General features: G+C 42.5%; 12 protein-coding genes. 5 read left to right on the top strand and 7 right to left on the bottom strand.

Going from position 1 to position 15,790, the window contains the following annotated elements:
* Positions 1 to 178 precede the first annotated feature (178 nt).
* The 4 genes from F0145_RS05145 to F0145_RS05130 all read right to left on the bottom strand — a co-directional run bounded on the left by F0145_RS05145 (position 179) and on the right by F0145_RS05130 (position 5,445).
* Positions 179 to 727 carry a hypothetical protein gene (locus F0145_RS05145; RefSeq protein WP_150087249.1) on the bottom strand — a complete coding sequence of 183 codons (549 nt, stop codon included), beginning with the start codon at positions 725 to 727 and terminating at the stop codon, positions 179 to 181.
* Between the two features lie 597 nt (positions 728 to 1,324).
* The gene (locus tag F0145_RS05140) at positions 1,325 to 2,530 is read right to left on the bottom strand and encodes a hypothetical protein (protein ID WP_150087248.1); all 1,206 of its coding nucleotides are present in this window, start codon (positions 2,528 to 2,530) and stop codon (positions 1,325 to 1,327) included.
* A gap of 139 nt (positions 2,531 to 2,669) precedes the next feature.
* Positions 2,670 to 4,859, bottom strand: a complete 2,190-nt coding sequence (locus tag F0145_RS05135; protein WP_223815856.1) for an ATP-binding response regulator — start codon at positions 4,857 to 4,859, stop codon at positions 2,670 to 2,672.
* Between the two features lie 19 nt (positions 4,860 to 4,878).
* Complete coding sequence (locus F0145_RS05130; RefSeq protein WP_150087246.1) at positions 4,879 to 5,445, bottom strand: GNAT family N-acetyltransferase; 567 nt, start codon at positions 5,443 to 5,445, stop codon at positions 4,879 to 4,881.
* Between the two features lie 522 nt (positions 5,446 to 5,967).
* Here F0145_RS05130 and F0145_RS05125 point away from each other — a divergent pair.
* On the top strand, positions 5,968 to 6,498 hold the full coding sequence (locus F0145_RS05125) for a hypothetical protein (RefSeq protein WP_150087245.1): 531 nt from the start codon (positions 5,968 to 5,970) through the stop codon (positions 6,496 to 6,498).
* A gap of 19 nt (positions 6,499 to 6,517) precedes the next feature.
* Here F0145_RS05125 and F0145_RS05120 read toward each other — a convergent pair whose 3' ends face one another.
* Positions 6,518 to 6,832 (bottom strand): hypothetical protein, encoded by a 315-nt coding sequence (locus F0145_RS05120; protein WP_150087244.1) that lies wholly within the window; start codon positions 6,830 to 6,832, stop codon positions 6,518 to 6,520.
* 157 nt (positions 6,833 to 6,989) lie between these two features.
* Here F0145_RS05120 and F0145_RS05115 point away from each other — a divergent pair, with 157 nt between their 5' ends.
* The 4 genes from F0145_RS05115 to mobC all read left to right on the top strand — a co-directional run bounded on the left by F0145_RS05115 (position 6,990) and on the right by mobC (position 11,831).
* Positions 6,990 to 7,895, top strand: coding sequence for a toprim domain-containing protein (locus tag F0145_RS05115; RefSeq protein ID WP_150087243.1), 906 nt, complete (start codon positions 6,990 to 6,992; stop codon positions 7,893 to 7,895).
* Positions 7,896 to 8,125: 230 nt separating this feature from the next.
* Positions 8,126 to 8,515, top strand: a complete 390-nt coding sequence (locus tag F0145_RS05110; protein ID WP_150087242.1) for a plasmid mobilization protein — start codon at positions 8,126 to 8,128, stop codon at positions 8,513 to 8,515.
* Positions 8,503 to 9,822, top strand: coding sequence for a relaxase/mobilization nuclease domain-containing protein (locus tag F0145_RS05105; protein WP_150087241.1), 1,320 nt, complete (start codon positions 8,503 to 8,505; stop codon positions 9,820 to 9,822). Before F0145_RS05110 ends, F0145_RS05105 begins: the two co-directional genes overlap by 13 nt.
* Before the next feature lie 20 nt (positions 9,823 to 9,842).
* Positions 9,843 to 11,831 carry a conjugal transfer protein MobC gene (gene mobC / locus F0145_RS05100; RefSeq protein WP_150087240.1) on the top strand — a complete coding sequence of 663 codons (1,989 nt, stop codon included), beginning with the start codon at positions 9,843 to 9,845 and terminating at the stop codon, positions 11,829 to 11,831.
* A gap of 96 nt (positions 11,832 to 11,927) precedes the next feature.
* Here the strand turns inward: mobC and F0145_RS05095 are convergent, their stop codons facing one another.
* Both F0145_RS05095 and F0145_RS05090 read right to left on the bottom strand, forming a co-directional pair.
* A complete protein-coding gene (locus tag F0145_RS05095) occupies positions 11,928 to 12,527 on the bottom strand; it encodes a hypothetical protein (protein ID WP_150087239.1) in 600 nt (199 codons plus the stop codon).
* A 311-nt stretch (positions 12,528 to 12,838) separates the two neighbouring features.
* Complete coding sequence (locus tag F0145_RS05090) at positions 12,839 to 15,790, bottom strand: DNA polymerase III subunit alpha (RefSeq protein WP_150087238.1); 2,952 nt, start codon at positions 15,788 to 15,790, stop codon at positions 12,839 to 12,841.

Below are 15,790 nucleotides of genomic sequence, written 5' to 3'. Positions count from 1 at the left end.
TATTTAGAATTAAACATTAGCATCCTGATTCTTCTGCTGGCCTCTCTGCCAACTGGCAGAGAGGCAGAGAAGCGGCTATTATCTCATTACCTCATCCCATCCCATCTATTGCTCTTCAGCCCCGAGGTAGATACAGCCGTATTTAGAATTTTACATATGTAACTTTTTTAACAATTATTTACTCAACCGGAATACTCTCCTCCGACCGTTCTGCGTCGGAAGGGGTATCCGCTGCCAGCCACAATTCTTCAAAATCTGCTTCGGTAAGTGAAAATGAACTGAATATTTCAGTTTCTGCCATTATCAGGTCTTGAATAGCAGAGCGGAAAGTTGTTACTTTTAAACCCGGATAGGCTACCAGGATCAATTGGATAATTTGAATAAATTCTTCTTTATTTTTTGCCTTTTGGGCAGCTTCGGCAATGGCAAACTTTTGTTCGCTGGATATCCATGTCTCCTTTGTAGGAGGGTTATGTAGCTGGTTTCCGGGAGAGTTAGGGATTTCGAAGGCCTCTGGCCAATCCTCTAGCAATCCACCAGGGGAATGGTTATCTGCCGGAAGACGGGATGTTTTGGTGTGCTCCGGACTAATACTAGGCTTCCGCAAACCGGAAATGAAGGCCTTTAATTCGTAGAAATAAAACCTGAATCCAATTACCAGATAGTAAATTATTAGGAGGAGGGTTACTACCAACAGGTAGTTAGCCCAGGAGATGTTTGTAAACATGGTCTTTTCTTTCCTTTCTTCACGATTTCAGCCGGTCCAGCCACTATTTGCGCCAGAACCAGATTGCTTACAATTACCTCTCAAAGGAATACTTTCAGAATGCGCAATTCAAGTCCAACTTTTGTTGGACCCTTCCTGGACCCCAAAAATGAGGTTTTAAAGTAAGTTCTGAATCTTGGAATTCGTGAAGGAAGTACCGGAAGCCAACCCGGCAATGATTGTTAATTTAGTGAAATACATTAAGGATAAGTTTTGCGGGAGGGAAAAATATTACGGTTGGAACTTGGCCGGAACGTAAAGACCTTTCTGAACAGATTCCAAAAAGGGAGGGTCAATTTATACAAAAGGTTCTGCAGTGGTAAATACTTATAAAATTAGTTAGGCTTTAAACTCTGGCGGCTATACCATAAATAAAGGTGTCCACGTATCCAACCACCTTATCTATTTCCCTTTCTTCGATAGCTTTCCTTCCCGGAGTCTTGGGCTTTTCTTCCAGCATGTCAATCACCTTATCTCTTAAAGCCTTGTGTTCCGAGAAAAGGGAGTAGTCTCAATTATAATTTTATTCTTTAATCCCCTTAACCTATTTGCTTGTTTTTAATACTCCTTTATTTTATTTACCATTTGCTGAAGCGTTTTAATTACAATTTCCTTGTCTTTTTCTTCAACTGTATACGCTTTGCTGCGCATACTATCAAATGAAATGTTTTCTCTAGACAAAGTTGATAAATAGGGTACAATTTGTTTAAAAACCGCATTTAGCGAACGAGCCTTGATAACTCTTAATTCATCAGCTGCCCGTAAAATCAAACTCATTTGGTCGACGGATAAAGTACTGACGATTTTAAGCGATTCTTGAGGTAATTGTTTAGTATTGTTGGCTTCGTTTTTGGGGGAGGTTAACCTTAGTTGGTTTTTCTTTTCCAGGAATTTAATTTCCTGGTTAAACCAGTTACTAATGGTTGTTATTAGATTCTTGCCTTCAACATGTAAAATTATGCCGGGTTTGCTGTTTATCTGGTTAAAGTTTTTTCTTAGAAAAAGTAGTTTTTCCAGTTTTTCTGCCAGTTCAACAATGGCATTAATTTCTTGGGTTATACTAAGGATGTAATAGTTTATATAAGCTTGGCTGTTATAATTTAATTTGATAAGAATTTCATTAAAGCCGGCAACCGGACAGGTAGTGGTACTTGGTTCCGAAAGTTTCTTTAATTCCATCATTAAATCCATTATGTAAGAAACCTCCAGTAAAGAAATTGGATTTTCCTTTTTAATATTGTCAAGCACTGTTTGTAAACCCACGAAAATAATATCCGTCAGGCGCTTTTCACCTACCTTCTTCTCTAAAGTTGGCCATACCGTAGCTAAAAATGATTTTATTTCTTTTTTGAATGCTTTTAACCGAATACCGGAAGCCTCCTGGTTCGGGTTTAAATAATTTGAAAATCGAGCCTCAAGGAAAGAAGTCAATTCCTCTAAACTTAGAATAAGCGCTGAATGAACCTCTTTCAGGAGGGGGTGTTTGAGAATCAGGTTGCCTTTATTATGCCTGGCCTGGTGGTGTAAAAATACCAGGGAAGCATAATACTGATTTATAAGTACCTCAATTTTCTCCTCTTCTAACAGAAGAAATACCTGTTGGTTCAGGAAAGATTGATGCCGGTTCTTCTCTTCTTCAATTTTTGATACCAGGAACCTGATTTGGTCAGGTGCTATTGATTCCGGGGCTAGCTCTGTTTTTGTAAGGTTAAGAGAATTATTTATTAATGATTCCAACCACTCTAAAGTATATCCGCACTGCATTTTAATAATTTGAATATTCTACATATCCAAATTTGACTATCTGAGGGGTTTTTTCATATACTTATTATATACTATTATCCTACGCAAAATTGCGTATAATAAGGCTAAAATGGGTTTTAGGAGTAAATAGAGGCCTATTTTAGGAATTCAGGTCCAGTTTGTTTAACAATTCTACTTTATTCGAGACACCCACTTTTTCAAAGATATTCTGCACGTGTTTGTTAACGGTTCGTTCCGAAATAAATAAACTTTCGGCTATTGTCTTATATTTTGAACCCTGTCGGATAAGTTTTACAATATCAATTTCCCGGTCGGTTAGATTATATAGTTTACAGTTTTGTTCAAAAACGGAAGGAGCATTCTGATTTATAGGATTTTCCTCCGGCAACAGGGATATCTTCAGGTTAGAAATAGCAGCTTGTAGTATGGCGCTTTTTTGCTTTTTTATATTCTGCAGCACTGAGTCAATTTTCTGTATCAGTTCTTCGGAAGAAAAGGGTTTCTGAATCATATCAATAGCGCCTAACCTAAGACCCTTAATTTTGTCAAGCGAAGTTGATTTGGCCGATAAAAAAATTAAGGGAATATGATTAAACAGTTTCTGTTCCGATAAAGCCTTCGCAAAATTAAACCCATCCATTTTGTCCATCATAATATCGGTTAAAATCAGGTCCGGAATTACGGGTAAGTCCTGCAATTTTTTTAAAGCCTGCGCCCCATTTAAAGAACAGAATATGTTGTATTTTAAGCTTAGTTTCTTTATAAGGAAGTTCAACATAGCTTTATTGTCTTCTACAAGTAAGATTGTTTGGCGGTTAGCCATATAAGGGGTGTCATTAATGGTAAAATCCTCCAGGTAATAAGTAGGGGCTCCGGTTTCGGAGGGTGCCGCGGTAATATGACCCGGCACTGAATAATGACGTTGGAGTATGATGCTGATTTTAGTTCCGGGTTCTCTTTCGGGGTTACTGTCAATCAGTATTTGCCCGCCTAAACTATCGGTTACCTTCGCAACGATTGGCAAACCTAGACCCATTCCTTGCAGGCTAGTCGTTTCTCTGTTAATTTGAAAATAAGGTTCAAAAATCTTTTTGTGGAAATGAGTACTAATACCTGGGCCGGTATCCTGAACCGAAAAGAATATTTTATCTTCTATAGTTTTTAAAGTAACTTCTAGCATCCCGCCAGGGTAGGAGAATTTTATTGCATTTTCTATCAGGTTGTATACAATTCTATTAATAGCATTGGGGTCTGCCTTAATGAATACCTCCTCAGTAATATTCTTAATTAAGTTTAAATTGTGTTTTTGGCAGTAAGGTTCGAATAGAATTAAGCTTTCATTCAAAATAGTGCTAAAATTTGAAATCTGGTGGTGATTATAAATGCTAACTCCTTTATTAAACTTTTCAATATCAAAAAGGCTGGTAATATCTTTTGTGAGTTTATGTATCCCTCCTTTAATAATATCCATTTCTTCGCCTGAACCATGCTTATGTAAAAAGTCATCCAGATAATTATTAACTAGGGTGAGCGGTGTTTTAGTCTCATGAACCAAGTTTACAAAATTATGAGTTCTTTGCTCATGCAGGGCTTCCAACTGTTGGGTTCTCTCCTTTACTTTTTCGGAAAGTTTAGTATTTAACTCCTGCAGCTTTCTAAATTCTTCTCTGGACTTATGTATTGATTGCCTGATAAATATAATGGTAATTATAATAAACCCTCCGTTACATACACTTACTTCCAATAGCTGACTGGCGTTAAAATAAGCCATAATGGGCATAGATGCCCATGGAATTACAGCGCAGCAAACTATTACAACTTCTGTTAGATTGCTTTTTGTTGGGTTGCTTTTATATTTTGCCCGAGTAGCTTTTAAAATGCTAAGAAGTAGTACAATGGTGTAGAAAAATGGAATAATAATTCCGTGTTGTCTTGCCAAATCCAGATTACCATTTATGGAATACTCTACTACAAAGAATACCAGAAACGGTAATATCAAGAAAAGGTAAATCCCATATAAGGCATGGAAGCGCAGTTGTTGTAAGTTGAAGGCCTTATAGAAGTAATAAGGAATATAGGAGGCCATTATAAACCCGCTGCCATAGGCCATTATATTTTGGGCAATAATAGGTAGTGGCAAATTTTTATCCGGGAATAAACCGCCGGTTACATTATAAAGAATCAGAAGAAATAGTAATACCAGGTACCAGAATCTGTTTTTTTCCTGAGGCCTGGACAAGAAGTAAATAAACTGAAAAAAGAACATCGCGATTTCTAAAACCAGGAAAACGAATGTTACCAGGTGCATTTCTGTCCCAAATACCAACATCACATCAAAATTTTATAATTTATCTTTTTAGAAAAAATAATTTGTATCCTAAATAAGCTTCATGGTAAACCTGGAAGCCGAACTTTTGGTACCACGGCAAATTTTTTAAGGTGGAGGTCTCTAAATAAATTGGCCTTTTTTTAAGATTGCTATCCTGGATAAGGTCGTTTAGAAGGGAAGTTCCAATGCCCGACTGCTGAAATTTAGGATCGACACCAATAAACCATAAATAATACATGTGTTCTTTTGGCTGAATTCCTTTTATGAGGCTTTCCCGGGAAAGCGTCTTTTTTATATTCTGGAAGCCTACCGTATTAAGAATAAGCTTTACATCTAATAAAACGGTCTTGAAGGTGGTCTTTTTTTTGTCGGGGTACAAAACCAAAGCACAGGCTTTTTTATCTGACGAAAGGAAGACATTACCAAATAAATAACAAACCTCAAAAGAATAATCCATTAAGTATTTAATTCTCTTTAGTCGTTCCTTATCCTGCTTCACGATGTAGTTAACACTTTGGTTAGATTCAAAAGACCTGGTAAGAATATCCACCACCAAATCTTTATCGTTGTAGGTTGCTTTTATCATAGGTGTTCTAATAAAAGTTAAAGAAGTTTTTTCACCGTAGCTTATATCATTAACTACCACACCAAGGCTTTAGGTAAATTACAACGAAGTAAAATTTGCGTTATCATTAGAGTCAGGAAAGCTGGGGTGGTTTATATGTGTTTGGATGACAACTAAATGGCATAAACATTGGTTCCTTTGAAAAATTGGTAACAATCATTTATTTGTTAAAAATTATGATTTTTTTATGATGGTTTAATTATAACAGATTGCAAGAATGTTCATCAGAACAGGTGTACCAGCTGCCAGATAATTTATTAACTATAAAAAGGGCTGGCAGCCCGTACACCTGTAAGGTGGCGCCCCGTCTCATTCCATCCTTCCATTCCATCCTTCCATTTCATTCATCCAATCGACCGGGCGCTGATGGTTTAAGAATCTTAAATGAACTAAAAGTAAACGGTTTTCTCCCTTTTAATCTTTAATGTTTTACAATAAAGTAAAATTTAAGTATTTTAGAATAGAAATCTAAATCCATTTGCTATGAAAAAGGTAACTGCCATGTTGGGGTTAACCTGTTTAATACTAGCAGGTTGTACTTCCAATGAAATAACCTCAGAAAAGGCTTTTCAGTTGGTCCAGCAAGACCAGCAATATCCTAAAGTAATTGACTATGACCTTTACTGCAGCGACCCTCAACATGCCCGAAAGACGATAGAAGCCGGATTGGATAAAGCTGGTGTTGTAATTATAAGCCAAACTCAAAAAATAAGTGAGCTTGGAAAACCTTTGATTAAATTTACTCCCAATGCGCAGCCTTACTTGTTAGAGACCCCGGAAGCCGATAAACACCTTTACATTCAAAAGGTGAAATTAGCAGATGAAGAACTGGTGGAAATAACCTCTTTGAAAACCCAGCCTGATGGAAAAAGTGCTGTAGCAGAATATACAACTGCTTATATAAATCTAACACCCTTTGCCACCCTTCAGCCTACCCGCTTTAACCGGAAACCCACCAATAAAGCTTTTTTTATCCTGGAAGGTAACCAGTGGCAATTAGAGAAAAGAAAGTAGGCTTGCAAACACCGGATTATTATACATTCCCGATTGTAGGGCTTGAATGTTTCCCATCCAACATTTTTAACTTTTCACTAAACTCAGTTAATCCTGCTTTCTTTAAACACTCCTCTGCTAGAGAGGCTAGTTCCTGTAAGGCATCTTGCGGAACCTTATCCAGCAGGTCGGTGGAATCTTCTTCATTATTACTACTCAACCCTCTCTGAATTATCCGATTTAGTAGCAAAGCATTTTTACGGGTAATTTTTAAATCTATTTTTACTTTCTCGTTCATGCCCGGAATACTCAGTATGGTATCATACACCCGGGCTACATCATCAGTGGTTAACATGATTTTCTGCTTTAGATGAATATTAGCTTAATTTTTTGGTTATGAAAATATACGCTCCCGGTAGAAAACAGTCATGGCCAAAATCCGGCCATGATAGGTAAATGTCATAGGCGCTGTTTAACTTCACTGTTGTCTGAGAGCAGGATAAAGTGAAGTTATGGAGACAAGAAAGCAATCGGCTTCCTGCGCGGAAGCCCGGCAGATAGACCTGGTAGGCTATCTGGCTCAATTAGGCCACCACCCGGTAAAAGTAAAGAATCAGGATTACTGGTATCTTTCGCCCTTGCGTGAGGAGAAAACCCCTTCTTTTAAAGTGAACCAAAAGCACAACTGCTGGTACGACCATGGCTTAGGGCAAGGTGGTAACCTGATTGACTTTGCCATTCGTTATCATGGCTGTACCGTAAGTGAATTGTTACACCACTTACCTGGAACCCTCTCTGTTCAAGGACCGGCTATTATCCGGGAAAATGTAAACCGGGAAGCAAATGAACACTCGATTAGCATCTTAAAGGAAAGACCGCTCTGGTCCTTTTTTTTGTGCCGTTACGTTCAGCAACGCTGCATTACCCTGGACCTGGCAAAAAAATATTGCCAGGAAATCAGCTACCAGCTAAAAGATAAAGAATACGTAGCCATTGGGTTTCGAAATGATGCTGGAGGTTATGAATTACGGCATCCTTATTTCAAAATCAGCAGCTCTCCCAAAGGCATTACTACCTTCCAAAACGGTGCCCCGCAAGTGGCGGTTTTCGAAGGTTTTTTCGACTTTCTATCTTACCTGAAAGTACTTTCCCCATCTGCCCAAAGACAAATGGATTTTCTGGTGCTGAATTCGATCTCTTTTTTTGAAAAAGCACGACTTTTCTTGGAGCAGCACCAGACCATTAATCTTTATTTGGACCGGGATGCTGCCGGCCTAAAAATAACGCAAAAAGCTTTAGACATAAGTCTCCAGTACCATGATAAAAGTGCTTTATACCGGCCTTGCAAAGACTTAAATGAATGGTTGATTAACCAGGGTAAAACGCAAAGGAAAAGTCTCAAAAACAACCTGCATTAAAACACCTTTTGTGGAAGGGCGAAGGGCATTACTAAAGCATCGCCGCTTTCTGCTAATTTCCGCTGATAATGCCTGCAGCACCAGTTACGGGCCGAAAGATTGCGGTTTTTGGTGCAATCGGCAAGATGTATGGTTGTATCACCACCAGGAAATTCAGTCCTTTCCTCCAGAGTCGGAGGCGGAGCAGCGCCAAGTATAAAGAAGATTAAAATTGTGAAGAAAGTTAGGTAATGGAAGCGAAAAATGACAACCGTACCAAGTGGCTGCACCTGCGCTTAAAGCCCCAGGAACAGGAGCAAATTTACCGCCACTTTCACCAGACTACTTGCCGGGAAATAAGTGATTACGCCCGCAAAATATTGCTGCAAAAACCAGTTACCATTAATCACCGCAACCAATCGCTGGATGAGTTTATGGCTGAGTTGATAACCCTACGAAAGGAGTTGAACAGCATTGGTAACAACTTCAACCAGGCCGTGAAAAAGCTGCATACTTTGAGCCAGCTACCCGAGTTTCGGAGCTGGCTGCTAACCTGGGAAATGGAGGAAAAATTACTGCAGGAAAAAGTGGCGGAAATCAAAAATAGGATGGCGAAAATAGAAGCAATATGGTTGCAGTAATTCATACCAGCCGCAACCTCCGGCGGGCTTTTAATTATAATGAACAAAAGGTGAAAGAAGGGAAAGCCGAATGTATTTTGGCCGGGAATTATGTGCAGCAGGTGGAAGCCTTAACTATTTCCCAGAAGCTTAACCGATTGCTGAAACAGGCAAGCTTAAACGAAAGGACAAAAGTAAACAGCGTGCATATCTCCCTGAATTTTGACCCCTCTGAACAGCTACCCACCGACAGGTTAAAAGAGATAGCAACGGCTTACCTGGAGAAGATTGGCTTTGGGGAGCAGCCTTTTCTGGTCTACCAGCACCACGATGCAGCGCACCCGCACGTGCACCTGGTAACGACTAATATTCAACCGGATGGCAAACGGATTTCCTTGCATAACCTGGGTAAAAATGTTTCTGAAATAGCCCGCCAAGAAATCGAGCAAAGTTTTGGGCTGGTGAAGGCAAAAGACCATTCAAAAAGGCAGCTTTCTGACCTGGAACCAGTCTCCGTTCAGAAGGTTCAGTACGGCAAATCGGAAACCAGAAGAGCCATTGGCCAAGTGTTAAACAAGGTACTCCAGGAGTATAAATACACCTCCTTGCCGGAGCTCAATGCCGTGCTTAGGCAATACAACGTGGAAGCCGACCGAGGCAGCGAGCATTCCAAAATGTACCAGCACCGGGGCTTGCTGTACCGGCTCCTGGATGAACAGGGAAATAGGGTAGGGGTGCCCATTAAAGCCAGTGCTTTTTACCAGCAACCCACGCTGAAATATTTAGAAAGTAAATTTAAACTGAACCAAACCGCCCGGGAACCAAGTAAAGTCCGGGTGAAAAATGCTGTAGATTTAACTTTTTTAAAGCAACCGAATATTTCGCTGGCTGGTTTAAAGGACCGCCTGAAAAAAGAAGGAATTAGCCTGGTCTTACAACTAAGTAAGGATGGTCGTATCTATGGTATTACGTACGTTGACCACCGCACCAAAGGCGTATACAAGGGCAGCGACCTGGGTAAAAAATATAGTGCGCCCGGTATCCAGGAAAGGTGTGGCATTCAGCTGCCTGCTGCTCCCAATCAAACCTTAAGCCAAGCTGAAAGAATTGGGTCGGAGCAGCCAGAAACTAGGAAAAGAAAATATCAAAAATCATCTTCTCCGCAAGAGGTCATGAAAAGGCAGGAACCTGATAGTAATACCATGTTATCCGAGCTAAACAAAATTCTGGAAGCTTTTCTGCAGCCGGAGCAGACGTTCGACTACGTGCCGCAACAACTGAAAAATTACCGCAAAAAGAAAAGGCAAAGACGCTTAGGTAATCATTAATAAAATCCTGCTATATGGCTATGCAAACCGGAGAGAACGAACAGGCGCTGCGCAAAATTCTGGATATGACCAGAATCATGAGCCTGGCTATTTTAATACTTCATTTTTACTTTTATGGTTATGCTGCTTTTGAGGAGTGGCAACTCACGAGCTTGCTAACGGACCGGTTCTTAGGCATTGTTCAAAACACGCAACTGTTCTCTTTCTTCCAGTTATCCAAGCTGTTGGCTATGGTTTTGTTAAGCATTTCCTTACTGGGAGTGAAAGGTCGTAAAGCGGAAAAACTAAGCTACCAGGTAGCTTTTGCTTACCTGTTTACCGGCTTACTGATATACTATGGTAGCTACCTGGTTTTGCTGTTGGAAATAAAAGATACCCAGGTAGTTATGCTTTATATGGGGCTGGTAGCAGTGGGCTATTTGCTTTTGCTGGCAGGCGGTACCCAGCTTTCCCGAATTATTAAAAACAAACTCCAGAACGACATATTTAACCAGCAGAACGAGACCTTTCCGCAGGAAGAAAGGCAACTGGAAAATGAATATTCCATTAACCTGCCGGGCCTTTACCGGTTGAAAAATAAGGTGCGCCAAAGCTGGGTGAACATCATTAATCCTTTCCGGGGTTTGCTGGTGCTGGGTTCCCCGGGTGCAGGTAAATCTTACTTTGTAATCCGGCATGTTATCACTCAACACATTCAAAAAGGATTTACCATGTTTGTCTACGACTTTAAGTTTGATGACCTGAGCCGGATTGCTTATAATACCTGGTTAAAGCACCGGGACCGGTATGCAATAGAACCCCAATTCTATATTATAAACTTTGATGATTTAAGTCGTAGCCACCGCTGCAATCCGCTGGACCCAATCGCCATGACCGACATTACCGATGCGGCGGAATCGGCTCGAACGATTTTGCTGGGGCTGAACCGGGAGTGGATAAAACGGCAGGGCGATTTCTTTGTGGAATCGCCGATTAACTTTTTAACGGCCATTATTTGGTTCTTGCGGCGGTACCAGAACGGGGAGTATTGCACGCTGCCGCATGTGATAGAATTAATGCAGGTGGAGTATGACACGCTCTTTACCGTACTCCGAACCGAACCCGAAATAGAGGTGCTCATTAATCCGTTTATCACGGCTTACCTGAACGGGGCCATGGAGCAGTTAGAAGGACAGATTGCTTCGGCCAAAGTAGCCATGGCAAGGCTGGCTTCGCCCCAGTTGTACTACGTATTATCGGGCCAGGATTTTACGTTGGATATTAACAACCCGCACGAACCGAAGCTGGTTTGCATGGGCAATAACCCGCAGAAAATTCAGATTTATGGGGCGGTGCTGTCCTTGTACGTTACCCGGCTGGTAAAGCTGGTAAACCAGAAAGGCAAACAGAAAAGCAGCCTCATCTTTGACGAGTTTCCTACCATTTACCTGAGCAACATGGATAACCTGCTGGCCACGGCCCGCTCGAATAAGGTAGCCACTACTTTAGGGGTGCAGGACCTGAGCCAACTCCGCAAAGATTATGGCCGCGAGCAGGCCGATGTGCTGATGAATATAACGGGCAATATTATCAGCGGCCAGGTAACCGGCGATACGGCCAAGCAATTATCGGAGCGCTTCGGGCGCATTATGCAGGACCGTGCCAGCTATTCCATCAACAGCTCCGATACCTCCATTAGTCGTTCCCAGCAATTGGAATCTGCGATTCCGCCTTCCCGGATTGCCGCCCTATCTTCAGGGGAATTTGTGGGCCTGGTAGCCGATGACCCAAACCAAAAAATAGAGTTAAAGGCGTTTCATTGCCAGATACAAAACAACCACGCTCAATTAAAAAAAGAGGAGAGGAGTTACGAGGAAATTCCGGTTATTCGCAAGCTCGATAACGCTACGGTCCAAAAGAATTATTCCCAAATAAAGCAGGAAGTAACCCAACTCATGCAAGCCGAAATGGATAGAATTATTAACGACCCAGCATTAGAATATTTGCTTATAAAAAAAGCCAACTATTAAATTGAACGGCTGATAAAGCTGTTAGTTATCTCTGGAATACGACTTAATAAATCTCCAACATCGGCAACCTAAATACCTGTTTTTGGGTATTTTTATCTAAAATCCATTAAGCTTTGACTTAGGATTCTTCTTTGAAGTTACCTCCTTTCGGAGTCGCTCTATCCGTTTTAAGGTTGCGCGAGATTTTTGCGCATTAACTTGATTGGTTTGACTGGCATCTTTTATCAGAGCCGTTGCATCTTTAACAGCGGCCACCACTGCGGTTGAGGACTGTCCTTTGGCTAAGGCAGCCTGGGCCTTAGTCAGGGAATTAAAAGCATCCGCGATTTTCTGTTCTTCTAATTTTCGCTGCTGTAATGTGGTGTTAAGGTCTTGTTGCGCTTGGGCTAAGAGCTGGTCGGTCTCCGCTCTTTTTTTATTAAGATTGGTAATGTCAAGAGTAACTTGCGTCCGCTTAACTTCCAGATTTGCGATGTCCGGTTCAGCCTGTTCTTTTTTTATCTCAGCTAACTGATATTCGCGGTTGGAACTTTTATATTGCAGCCAAATACCCAAAATTCCTAGCAAGGCTGTAATTATCAGACTAGGGTTCTTATAATGGCTTCGCTTATGGGTATCAACTTCAGCCTTTAATTTTTCAATTTCCCAATGAAGCTTCTCGTCCGAAGTGTGTTTGGGATTGTCCAGGACTTTCATTTTACATATTCACAGAACCAAATGATGGATGATTTTTGAAAAAAGTATAGAATAAAGATTCTAATTTAAAGAGTTTAAAGCAATACCGACTTATCAGTATTTTACAAGCAGTAAACCAAGCTTACTAAGTAGGAAACTGGTAAAAAGAAGGTTTGTCCTTCAAGCTACAGTCTTTTATAGTAAATTAGGAACCAGCTGTTAATCAGGTTTGCTGGTTTATAGCCAAAAGCATTAAAGGTCAACCGGGTATGATAAGTTTTTTATATTTAAAGCCCCACTGGATTATTGCCTTGAGAAAAGTTTGTAACCCTTCAGTACCTGGGGTCTTTCTGAAAAGGCATCTTCGCCAGCTTCTCCACCTCAATGCTGGGGAAGCCAAATTCCTCAACGACTTTCCCGTAGAGCAAATACACCCCAAAACCTTTAAAGGGCCACAGCTTCAATGATTGCGGGAAATGCACCGTATCAAAAAAAAATCCGTCCACATCCAGAAAGGTGCCGAACTGCATGATATCGCCTTTTACTGTGCGCACGTATTTGGTGGTTACTAATATTCCCAGCATCCGTACTTTTTGACCTACATAGGGCAACAGGTTAGTAGCCAGCACCTCGCCGCGAAACTTCGTTTGCAGTAAATCAAAGTAAGTACAGCTAACGGGAAAGCCCAGCAGCTCTATTTCGTCGTAAGCATCTTCAATCAATGTATGGGTCAGCGCCGGCAGCGTAAACGTTTTAGCCGGGGCCTGGAACAACAGGTTAGTATGCCGGTGGTTTACCTGATACCCCAGCAGTAAATGGGCTTCCCAGAGCAGGGCTTTTTTAGACTGGCCGGTAAAGCGTAAAGCCTGTACCCGGATTAATATTAAGAGCGCTTCTAAGGTAATACCGGTCCGCTGAATAAAATTTTCCAGGCTGGTATACGGGCCATTTTGCTGCTGCGCGGCTACCATCGTTTGGGCAAGTTTCTGCTCCAGGTGTTGGATGTGAATCAAACCCAGGTACATATCGTGGCCAAAGATAGCGGTAGTCAGAAAGCTATGGTTCACGCAGGGCAAATGAATAACGGCCCCCGCTTTCTGCGCCTGCTGCACGTACACCCAGGTTTTATAAAAACCGCCGAAGTTATTGATTACCGCTGTCATAAACTCCAGCGGGTAATAAGTTTTCAGGTACAAACTCTGGTAACTTTCCACGGCAAAGCTGGCCGAGTGGGCTTTGGAAAAAGAATAACCCGCGAAACTTTCTATCTGCCTCCAGACTTCCTTGGTTAGCGCTTCCGGGTAACCTTTGGCCTGGCAATTACTAAAGAATTTATCCACCAGTTTCTGGAACTCGGTCTTGGACCGGTACTTACCGCTCATGCCCCGCCGCAGCACATCGGCATCGGCTAAATCCAGGCCGGCAAAGTGGTGCGCTACTTTGATGACATCTTCCTGGTACACCATGACCCCGAAAGTTTCTTTCAGCTGCTCTTCCATGACCGGGTGCAGGTACTGGATTTTATCTGGCGCGTGAAACCGCTGGATGTAGGTCCGCATCATGCCCGACTGGGCAACGCCGGGCCGGATAATCGAACTGGCCGCGACCAGGCTTAAATAATTATCACACCGCAATTTCTTGAGCAAGCCCCGCATGGCCGGGCTCTCGATGTAAAAGCAGCCAATGGTACTGCCGGCTTTAAGTTGCGCCTTGACTTTTTCGTCCTGCTTAAACCGCTCTATATCGTGGGCATCTATTTTAATTTGCTGGTTCTGCCACACTAAATCCACGCATTCCTTGATGTGGCCAATGCCCCGCTGGCTCAATATATCCAGCTTCTCGAAACCAATATCTTCTGCGGTGTACATATCCCATTGGGTAGTAGGCATGCCTTTGGGGGGCATATCCAGGGCGGTGTAATTGGTAATCGGCTCCTCTGAAATCAACACTCCGCCGGCGTGGATGCTGCGCAGATTGGGAAAATCGGTGAGCAGCTTCCCGTACCGGAAGATTTGTCCGGTCAGGTGATTGGCATTACCGGGCGCGGCGGGCTGTTCGACCAGCGCATCTAATTCGGCTTTAGGCAGCCCATAAACTTTGCCCAGTTCGCGCAGGATAGAACTTGGCTGAAAGGTGCTCATGGCCCCCAGCAAGGCCGTATGTTCTTTTTGGTAGCGCTTGAAAATATAATCGAGCACTTCGTCGCGTTCCAGCCAACTGTAATCAATATCAAAATCGGGCGGGCTCGTGCGCTTGGGGTTCAGGAACCGCTCAAAGTACAAGTCCAGTTGTATCGGGTCTACATCGGTAATGCGCAGGCAATAAGCTACCACGCTGTTGGCCCCGCTGCCCCGGCCCACGTGGTAAAAGTTGCGCGATAAAGAATACCTGATAACATCCCAGGTAATGAGAAAATAAGAGCTAAAGCCCAGTTTGTGGATAATGGCCAGCTCGTGCGCGACCCGTTGTTTCGCTTCCTGGTGGCTCGCCCCGTAGCGGTTACGCAGCCCGTCCCAGGCCAGCTTTTCCAGTAGCTCTTTGTCGTCGGAGGCGGTGCCGGTGAAAGTAAATTTGTTTTTGCGGCTGGTAAAATCAAAGCTGAACGCTGCCGCCGTAGCAAGTTTTTCGGCATTGCGGATAAGCGCCGGTAATTGCTGGTATTTAATTAGTAATTCAGAACTAGGCAAAAAACAATTATTATCCGAAAGACCATGCGCCGGGTTGAGTTGGCTTAACAGGATGTTATTATCAATGGCCCGTAAATGCTGGTGCAACTCCAAGCCCGTCTGGTTTTTACAGGTAAAAAGCCCCCACATTAATAGCTTCTCGGGGTGTTTTCTTATATCCGAAAAATGCAGCTTGTTAACATCGGCCGGTGCTACGGCTACATATTCGTTCGCCCGCAGCGGGTTTTTATTATGGTTGGGGTTATAGCGGGCAAAAGGATAGATAATGTAGGCGTGGTTAAATTCCGGCGGAACATCAGGTAAGGGTTGGTGCTGGAGCAGGTAAGTACTTAAAAAACGGTTCAGCTCCCGAAAACCCTGCTGGTTTTGGGCAATACCCGTGTACAGCCACTGGTTGTCGCGCCGGAACTCAATGCCCACCAAGGGCTGAATTCCTTGCGCCAGGCAAGCCTTGATGAAAGGAAATACGCCGGAAGTATAATTAATATCAGTTAAGGCTAAGGCTTGGTAGCCTTTGGTTTTGGCTTCCAGCGCCAGTTCTTCCGGCGACAACGTGCCATAGCGCAAACTATAGTAGGAGTGCACAAAGGCCAGCAT

Origin of the sequence: Adhaeribacter rhizoryzae, assembly GCF_008629685.1 — a bacterium.
Lineage (GTDB): Bacteria > Bacteroidota > Bacteroidia > Cytophagales > Hymenobacteraceae > Adhaeribacter > Adhaeribacter rhizoryzae.
This window is presented reverse-complemented; position numbering and strand designations above follow the sequence as displayed.

Coding starts and splice junctions, on each gene's coding strand:
- mobC (WP_150087240.1), top strand. CDS start 9,843: ATGCAAACCGGAGAGAACGAACAGGCGCTGCGCAAAATTCTGGATATG.
- F0145_RS05095 (WP_150087239.1), bottom strand. CDS start 12,527: ATGAAAGTCCTGGACAATCCCAAACACACTTCGGACGAGAAGCTTCAT.
- F0145_RS05110 (WP_150087242.1), top strand. CDS start 8,126: ATGGAAGCGAAAAATGACAACCGTACCAAGTGGCTGCACCTGCGCTTA.
- F0145_RS05130 (WP_150087246.1), bottom strand. CDS start 5,445: ATGATAAAAGCAACCTACAACGATAAAGATTTGGTGGTGGATATTCTT.
- F0145_RS05145 (WP_150087249.1), bottom strand. CDS start 727: ATGTTTACAAACATCTCCTGGGCTAACTACCTGTTGGTAGTAACCCTC.
- F0145_RS05115 (WP_150087243.1), top strand. CDS start 6,990: ATGGAGACAAGAAAGCAATCGGCTTCCTGCGCGGAAGCCCGGCAGATA.
- F0145_RS05120 (WP_150087244.1), bottom strand. CDS start 6,832: ATGTTAACCACTGATGATGTAGCCCGGGTGTATGATACCATACTGAGT.
- F0145_RS05105 (WP_150087241.1), top strand. CDS start 8,503: ATGGTTGCAGTAATTCATACCAGCCGCAACCTCCGGCGGGCTTTTAAT.
- F0145_RS05090 (WP_150087238.1), bottom strand. CDS start 15,790: ATGCTGGCCTTTGTGCACTCCTACTATAGTTTGCGCTATGGCACGTTG.
- F0145_RS05135 (WP_223815856.1), bottom strand. CDS start 4,859: ATGTTGGTATTTGGGACAGAAATGCACCTGGTAACATTCGTTTTCCTG.
- F0145_RS05125 (WP_150087245.1), top strand. CDS start 5,968: ATGAAAAAGGTAACTGCCATGTTGGGGTTAACCTGTTTAATACTAGCA.
- F0145_RS05140 (WP_150087248.1), bottom strand. CDS start 2,530: ATGCAGTGCGGATATACTTTAGAGTGGTTGGAATCATTAATAAATAAT.